Origin of the sequence: Terrabacter carboxydivorans (assembly GCF_039532035.1) — a bacterium.
Lineage (GTDB): Bacteria > Actinomycetota > Actinomycetes > Actinomycetales > Dermatophilaceae > Terrabacter > Terrabacter carboxydivorans.
Map to the genome: position 1 here is coordinate 1 of NZ_BAAARE010000048.1, position 7,032 is coordinate 7,032.

6 protein-coding genes and 1 pseudogene are annotated in these 7,032 nt (G+C 65.6%); 5 read left to right on the top strand and 2 right to left on the bottom strand.

The annotated features are described in order from the left end of the window. Window positions 1–122: 122 nt before the first annotated feature. Together ABD297_RS23320 and ABD297_RS23325 are read left to right on the top strand one after the other, a co-directional pair. Window positions 123–206, top strand: a pseudogene (locus ABD297_RS23320) (hypothetical protein); the annotation flags it as partial. Window positions 207–423: 217 nt separating this feature from the next. Then, window positions 424–951, top strand: coding sequence for a hypothetical protein (locus ABD297_RS23325; protein WP_344257541.1), 528 nt, complete (start codon window positions 424–426; stop codon window positions 949–951). A 532-nt stretch (window positions 952–1,483) separates the two neighbouring features. Here ABD297_RS23325 and ABD297_RS23330 read toward each other — a convergent pair. Continuing rightward, on the bottom strand, window positions 1,484–2,650 hold the full coding sequence (locus ABD297_RS23330) for a LacI family DNA-binding transcriptional regulator (RefSeq protein ID WP_344257535.1): 1,167 nt from the start codon (window positions 2,648–2,650) through the stop codon (window positions 1,484–1,486). 515 nt (window positions 2,651–3,165) lie between these two features. On the opposite strand from ABD297_RS23330, the gene ABD297_RS23335 reads away from it, so the two are divergent. The 3 genes from ABD297_RS23335 to ABD297_RS23345 all read left to right on the top strand — a co-directional run bounded on the left by ABD297_RS23335 (window position 3,166) and on the right by ABD297_RS23345 (window position 6,482). Next, on the top strand, window positions 3,166–4,494 hold the full coding sequence (locus tag ABD297_RS23335; protein WP_344257536.1) for an ABC transporter substrate-binding protein: 1,329 nt from the start codon (window positions 3,166–3,168) through the stop codon (window positions 4,492–4,494). A gap of 78 nt (window positions 4,495–4,572) precedes the next feature. Further along, on the top strand, window positions 4,573–5,556 hold the full coding sequence (locus ABD297_RS23340) for a carbohydrate ABC transporter permease (protein WP_344257537.1): 984 nt from the start codon (window positions 4,573–4,575) through the stop codon (window positions 5,554–5,556). Beyond that, window positions 5,553–6,482 (top strand): carbohydrate ABC transporter permease, encoded by a 930-nt coding sequence (locus ABD297_RS23345; protein WP_344257538.1) that lies wholly within the window; start codon window positions 5,553–5,555, stop codon window positions 6,480–6,482. Before ABD297_RS23340 ends, ABD297_RS23345 begins: the two co-directional genes overlap by 4 nt. Before the next feature lie 440 nt (window positions 6,483–6,922). On the opposite strand, the gene ABD297_RS23350 is transcribed toward ABD297_RS23345, so the two are convergent. Continuing rightward, window positions 6,923–7,032, bottom strand: a 110-nt coding sequence (locus ABD297_RS23350; RefSeq protein ID WP_344257540.1) for an integrase core domain-containing protein, incomplete at its 5' end; no start/stop codon positions are given.

Consider the following 7,032-nt stretch of genomic DNA (forward strand, 5'->3'; position numbering starts at 1 on the left):
CGAAATCATCCGCTGCCTCAAGCGCTACATCGCCCGCGAGGTCTTCGCCAACCTGCCCCGCGCCACGGATACCTCCGCCGTCACAGCGCCCGTCGCCCCGGCCGCTTGACGAATATAGGAGCATCGAGCGTTTTCACCGGACGTTCCGCCCGGACTTCCTCGACGAGGCCGGCCCGTTCGAGTCGGTCGAGGAGGCCCAGGGCGCGGTCGACAGCTGGGTGCACGGCTACAACACCGATCGGCCGCACCAGGGGTTGGACGACACGCTGCCGGTGACGTCGGCGGAACGGTTCGCGGCGGTGCCGACCGAGGCACGCGAGGTGCTGCCGTTGTGGCTGCCGGCGGCCCTGGACGCGGTCACTGAACCGGCACGACCGCGCGAGGACCACTGCGCCACAGACGAGTCCGGGGTGGAACCTCTCGGTGGCACCCACCCTCGGCAGGCAGCCCGGGGAGGCGGTCGAGCTGGAGCGGGTCGTTGGCCCGTCGGGGAACCTGGCGATCCGCGGGCAGCAGTTCTGGCTCGGCCCGGCCCGGGTCGGCCAGCTGGTGAGGTTCTGGATCGACTGCGACATGGTCCACCTGAGCATCGGCGGCACCCGCGTGAAGACGGTCCGTTCGCACCTGTCCGTCAACGACCTGGCCATCGTCGTGGCCCAAGGAGCGGTCCCTTCAGGTCCACCACCGCTGCCGGCCACGCTCGAACCCGGTGGGGTGGTCCAGCTCGAGCGTGCCGTGTCCCGCTTCGGCAGCATCAACCTAGGCGGGCGCAAGTTCCTGATCGCCGAGAGCCTCGGCGGCCGACAGGTCGGGATCTGGATCGAGGGCCCGACCTTGATGGCGTTCGACCTGGACACCCGCGAGCTGCTGCGCACCGGGTCGAACCCGGTTCCGCTCGAGCAGCTGCGAGGCCTGCGTAGGGTCCGCCCAGCCGGGCCGCCGCTGCGCTAGACCGAGCCGGTCACCGTGCAACGGCGGGCCTCGACCGGAGGGGCGATCGTGGTCGCCGGGGGGAAGCTCGCCATCGGCCGGGCCGACGCTCACCACACCGTCACCGTCCGCGTGGCCGAGACCGCCGTGACCGTCGAGGCAGGGGGAGAGACGGGTGTCTTCCGACGGACCAGCACCAAGCCCGTGCGTTGCATCAAGGGACAGCGGCCACGGACCGCCGCTGTCCCCGGTTCCTAGCCCGAGTGTCAGGGATCATGTGACACAGATCCGTCAAGCATCGGGTGCGTCAAGACATCGCACCAACCGTTTGTCCTGTCTGGGGTCATGCTTGCCGCCGGCCGTTGTCGGCCACGCCGCTTTTCGCCGTACGTCATTTTCGGCGTTGGCGCTCAGGATCGCACGGAGGGCCTAGTTCAAGGACGCGACCAGCGTGCATAGCCCAAGCAGTACTGCTTGGACTGGACATCACCGTACGCTTGCTGGTCCGGCCATGGATCCTTGACATCACCTACGTCGCCAGCCGGGTTCACCTTCAGAATTGCGGAACCGCTGTCATGTTGAAGTGGGTGCGGTGGGGAATCCACGGGGTTGACGTGGTCCCTCTGAGTATGAGTCGGGTTGGAATGAGCACTGCCTCCTCGGGCGGCTCGCCTGGTTCGGCGCCCAGCAGCTGAAGGAGCATGCGCGCGGCGACATGCGCTTGACGGTGAACGTCTTGGTCGACAGTGGTCAGATCGAGAGAGTCGGTTAGCTCGTTGTCGTCGATGCACACGACGGATACGTCGTTGGGTGCTCGGAGGCCTGCCCGGCGAAGAGCGCACAGAGCACCGATTGCAAGATCTGCGTACTCGGCAAAGACCGCGGTCGGTGCCGCGGGCCGGGCAAGCAGTTCGGCCATCGCTGCGGCACCGCCCTTGATCCCGTGCGGGCCTTCGGCGACTAGGCCGGCATCGAACTCGATTCCGGCCGAGTTCAATGCGTCCTCGTATCCGAGCCGCCTGCTCACGGAGGTAGGGAACTCGAATCGTGGGTCGTCCGGCTTTCCCGCGATTAGCGCGATCCGTTCGTGCCGCAAGTTCACGAGGTGGTTCACCGCGGCTCTTGCGGCGCTGACATCGTCGATGCCGACCGATGGCGAGTTGGGGATCGCCGCCCCCAGGCTCACCAAGGGTAGGTCGAGCGCTCGCAGCGAGAGTGTGTGATCTTCGGACAGCGGCATCGAGAGGGACAGGATGCCGTCGACTCGTCCGGCCAAGGGCATTCGCGCGAAGAATTCGTCCCGGACGGCGGCACTGCCCAGGTGATAAAGGAGCACGTCGTAGCCCCGGGCGCGTAGGAAATCGATTGCGCTCTCCGTTGCTGTCGCGAAGAACCAACGGGTGACGAACGGCACGATCACAGCGATAGTTGGTCGCGATCTCGAGTCAACGGGCTGCAACTGGAAGGGTGTGACGTACGAGAGATCTCTGGCTGCGTCGAGCACTCGTTGACGCGTACTGGGCGCAACTTTTGACCCCCCTCGGAGGGAACGAGAAGCGGTTGCGGTCGAGACGCCCGCTAGGGCGGCTACGTCCGCCAGGCTGACCCGTGGAGCGCGCCGTCGCGCCCGGGATTCATCGGCCATCGCAGCCATCCACCCAAGAAGGCAGGGTCGGGGACCGGGACCCCGACCGAAGAGGGCGATGAAACATGTTTTCATCCTCGCACAAACGGGGACCGCTCGTACCAGACGGTACCGATCGACCGCTCAAGGTCCCGAGATAACAGGCCTGCCCATGCTCACGCGCAGGGGGGCGATCGGCGAGGGCGCAGACGACGGAAGCGCCCCTTGTCAGACGGGAAGGCCCGTGCCAGACTCCGTTTCTGCAAGCGTTTCAACATGATGTAAACGTTGCGAATCTCGGGCCTGCAGTGAGCTAACCCGCCGTCACTGGACCCAGGACTGCTAGGTCATCGGCCCGGGGACCAATTGTCTTTGGCCCCAACTACCCACGATCGTGGCAAGGCGACGAGTTGAAACTTCGCAGAGTTCAACCACTGTCCGGACTCAACCGACGGACGAGTAGGCAGGCAACCATGTTTGCCGGGCCTGGCCGACCTCGTCTGCGATCTCACCACGGCAGCGATGTCGGGAATCCTGTTGTCAGCCGGGCATCTCCGTGGCCGGTCAACCTGGGGCCAATGGCGCCCCCAACCCTCCGAGGAGGAGCAGGCATGATCAATCGCAGGTCAACCGTCACGGCGCTCGTGGGGATCGGCGTCGCCGGTCTCGCAGCTGGGTGCCTGTCGTCCAACTCGGGAGGTAGCACCAGCAACGGCTCGGCAGCCGCCGGCCCGGGCAAGTCGACCATCGAGGTGATGTACGGCCTCGGCCCGGACACCGAGCCCGGCTTCAAGGCCGACGTCTCCGCGTGGGCGGCCCAGAACAAGATCACCGTCAAGTTCACGAAGGCCGCCTCGTGGGACACCGAGATCCGCACGCGCGTCCAGGGCGGCAACGCCCCCGACGTGGGCCTCTTCCCGCAGCCCGGCCTCATGTGCGACCTCGCCAAGCAGAAGAAGCTCACCCCGTTCGACGACGCGACGGTCGCCACCGACAAGGAGACGCTCGTCCCCGGCTTCGTCGAGGCAGGCACGTGCGCCGACGGCAAGGTCTACGGCCTGCCGAACGAGGTCAGCGTCAAGAGCATCCTGTGGACCGACGCCCCGTCGTTCAAAGCAGCCGGCTACCAGGCACCGAAGACCCTCGACGACCTGCTCACGCTCACGGCGAAGATCAAGGCGGACGGCAAGACCCCGTGGTGCATCGCGGCCGAGTCCGGCGCTGCCACCGGCTGGCCCATCACGGACTGGATCGAGGACCTCGTCCTGCGCTTCGCCGGTCCGGACAACTACGACAAGTGGGTCAAGGGACAGCTGAAGTTCAACAGCCCCGAGATCAAGCCCGCCTGGGAGTACTTCCAGAAGATCGCCTTCGGTGACGGCTACGTCCGTGGCGGCACCAAGTCCATCGTCGCCACCAACTTCCAGACCGGCGGCAACGCGCTGTTCACGCAGCCCCCCGGCTGCTACCTGTTCAAGCAGGCGACGTTCGTGGCCAACAAGGGCGGCTTCCCGGACGCGGTGATCTCCAAGCTCGACACCGAGACGGCTCCCCTGGCCTTCCCGGCCAAGACCGCGAGCGACAACCCGGTCCTCGTCGGCGGCGACCTCGCCGCGGCGTTCAACAACGACCCGAACACCCTGAAGCTGCGCAACTTCATCGCCAGCAAGGAGAACGGGACCCAGCAGGCCAAGAACGGCGCGTTCTCCCCGCACAAGACGGCGGACGTGTCGTTGCTGCCGAACAAGACGCTCCAGACCATCGCCTCCGACGTGCTCTACAAGGCCACCGCGGCCCGCTTCGACGGGTCGGACGCCATGCCGGCCAAGGTCGGCGCCGGGACGTTCTGGACCGAGCCGGTCAAGTGGCTCTCGGGCCAGCAGGACCTCGACACGACGCTGAACAACATCGACGCGAGTTTCCCCAAGACCGGTAGCTGACGCCGCCTGACCGCGGGGGTGACCAGCCGGTCGCCCCCGCGGTCGACAGCGCATTCTCCCAACGAGAGAGGAAGTGCAATGGCTATCAAGATCCTCAACGCAGTGATCGCGATCCTGGGGGGCATCGGCGGCGCCATCATCATCTTCTGGATCCTCAACAAGCTGTCCGAGTCGCTCAAGGGCCGCTGGGAGGACCGGGTCAAGCCCTGGATGTTCGCGGGGCCCGCGATCCTCGCGATCGCGGTCTACCTCATCTACCCGGCCATCGTCACGATCCAGTACAGCTTCGCCAACGAGGACTCGACGGCATACGTCGGCTTCAAGAACTACGTGGACGTCCTGACCGACAAGACGTTCCTGCAGGTGCTCTTCAACAACGTCCTGTGGATCGTCATCGTGCCGGCCCTGACGGTGGTCCTCGGACTCGGCGTCGCCGTGCTCGCCGATCGGCTGCGACCTCGTGGCGAGAAGACCGCCAAGACGTTCATCTTCCTGCCGATGGCGATCAGCATGGTCGGCGCGGCGACGATCTGGCGCACGATCTACGACTACCAGCCGCAGGGAACCCCCCAGACGGGCCTGCTCAACGCCTTCCTCGGGCTCTTCAACAAGGATCCCGTCTACTGGTACGGCACCGACACCCTGCACCTCAACAGCCTGATGCTCATGATCATCCTGATCTGGACCCAGGTCGGGTACTCGATGGTCCTGCTGTCGGCGGCGATCAAGGGTGTCCCGGAGGACACCGTCGAGGCCGGACGCATCGACGGCGCCGGTGAGCGACGGATCTTCTTCAGCATCATCGTCCCCCAGATCTGGCCCACGGTGATCACCGTCTTCATCACGGTGCTCATCGGTGTCATGAAGGTGTTCGACGTCGTCTACGTGACGACCAACGGCGCCTACAACACCGACGTGATCGCCCGCCGTTTCTACGACGAGCTCTACACGCAGGGCAACAACGGCTACGCGGCGACGATCGTCGTCATCCTGCTGATCGCCGTCATCCCGATCCTCATCTACCAGGTCCGGCACTTCCGGGCCGAGGAGGCTGCACGATGACCACGACGATCCAGCCAGGCACCGGCACACCTGCCGACGAGCCGCAGATCCTCAAGCAGAGCAAGTTGGGGACCGGTGCCGGATCGGCCGGTTGGCCGGTGCGCATCGGCCTGCTCGTCCTCTGCGTCGCGTGGATGATCCCCGCGCTCGGCATGCTCGTCAACTCCTTCCGCCCGCGCGACGAGCAGTTCGCCTCCGGGTGGTGGACGGCGTTCTTCAACCCCTTCGGGTCCTCGTGGACGCTGCAGAACTACACCAACGTGCTGACCTCGGACGCGGCCGGCATCCCGATGTCGCAGGCGTTCATCAACAGCCTCATCGTGGCCCTCCCGGCCACCGTCATCCCGATCCTCATCGCCGCGTTCGCGGCGTACGCCTTCACCTTCATGCAGTGGAAGGGCCGGGACGTCGTCTTCGTCATCATCGTGGGTCTGCTCGTCGTGCCCAACCAGGTCGCGTTCGTGCCGCTGGTCAAGCTCTACTCGGGCCTGGGCCTGAACGGCACGTTCATCGCGGTCTGGCTGGCGCACATCGGTTTCGGCATGCCGCTCGCGGTCTACATCCTGCGCAGCTACATGTCCGGGCTGCCGACGGCCGTCATCGAGTCGGCGAAGATCGACGGCGCCAGCCACTTCACGACGTTCTGGCGCCTCATCATGCCGATGTCGACACCGGCGCTGGCCTCCTTCGCCATCTTCCAGTTCCTCTGGGTCTGGAACGACCTGCTCGTCGCGCTGATCTTCCTCGGTCGCGGCGACAACACGGTCGCGACGGTGGCGCTGCAAGGTCTGCAGGGGCAGACGGGTGCAGGTAGGGAGCTGATCCCCGCTGCCGGCTACATCACGATCATCGTCCCGATCCTCGTGTTCCTGGCCCTGCAGCGGTACTTCATCCGTGGCATGACCTCAGGTGCGGTCAAGGGCTGACATACGGCACCAATCGAAGCTCCTCGTGCTGGCCGAGCGGGCCTTGATCTCCAAGAGATTAGGGCCCGCTTACGCACCGCCTCCACGCGGAACCAAGCTCTCAACGCGCCGATCGCCCTACCTCTCCGGTAAAGCTCCGACATTGACAGTGGCCCGGCGTCAATTTTCGAACCGCGAACTCAGCCTAGCGACGAACGAGTAGAAGTCACGCCGTGCCGGTCCGGGGTGACTTCTACGCCGAGGCGATACAGCAGGTGATCGATTGCTGCCAGTTTCTCCAGACCCTCATAGTCGTCTCCGTACCGATGTGGCGGGCCAGACGTGCCCGCGCCCACATGACCCATCGACGTAGGGGCCGCTGCGCGGATAGGTGAAGTCTGATTTGCGCCGATGTGTGTCGACGCTCAAACGATATGCACGATGCTAGGTGTACCCGGCCATCAGGTTGGTTGCAGCCGGCTGATCGGCGGGTGACCTTTCAGGGCGCTGTGGCGGCGTTCAGTGTTGTAGTGCTCGAGCCATGGCGCAAGGGCGGCGACGCGGTCGGCGT

Excerpts from the sequence above, each read along its gene's own strand:
- ABD297_RS23335 (WP_344257536.1), top strand. The coding sequence starts at position 3,166 with ATGATCAATCGCAGGTCAACCGTCACGGCGCTCGTGGGGATCGGCGTC.
- ABD297_RS23340 (WP_344257537.1), top strand. The coding sequence starts at position 4,573 with ATGGCTATCAAGATCCTCAACGCAGTGATCGCGATCCTGGGGGGCATC.
- ABD297_RS23330 (WP_344257535.1), bottom strand. The coding sequence starts at position 2,650 with ATGAAAACATGTTTCATCGCCCTCTTCGGTCGGGGTCCCGGTCCCCGA.
- ABD297_RS23345 (WP_344257538.1), top strand. The coding sequence starts at position 5,553 with ATGACCACGACGATCCAGCCAGGCACCGGCACACCTGCCGACGAGCCG.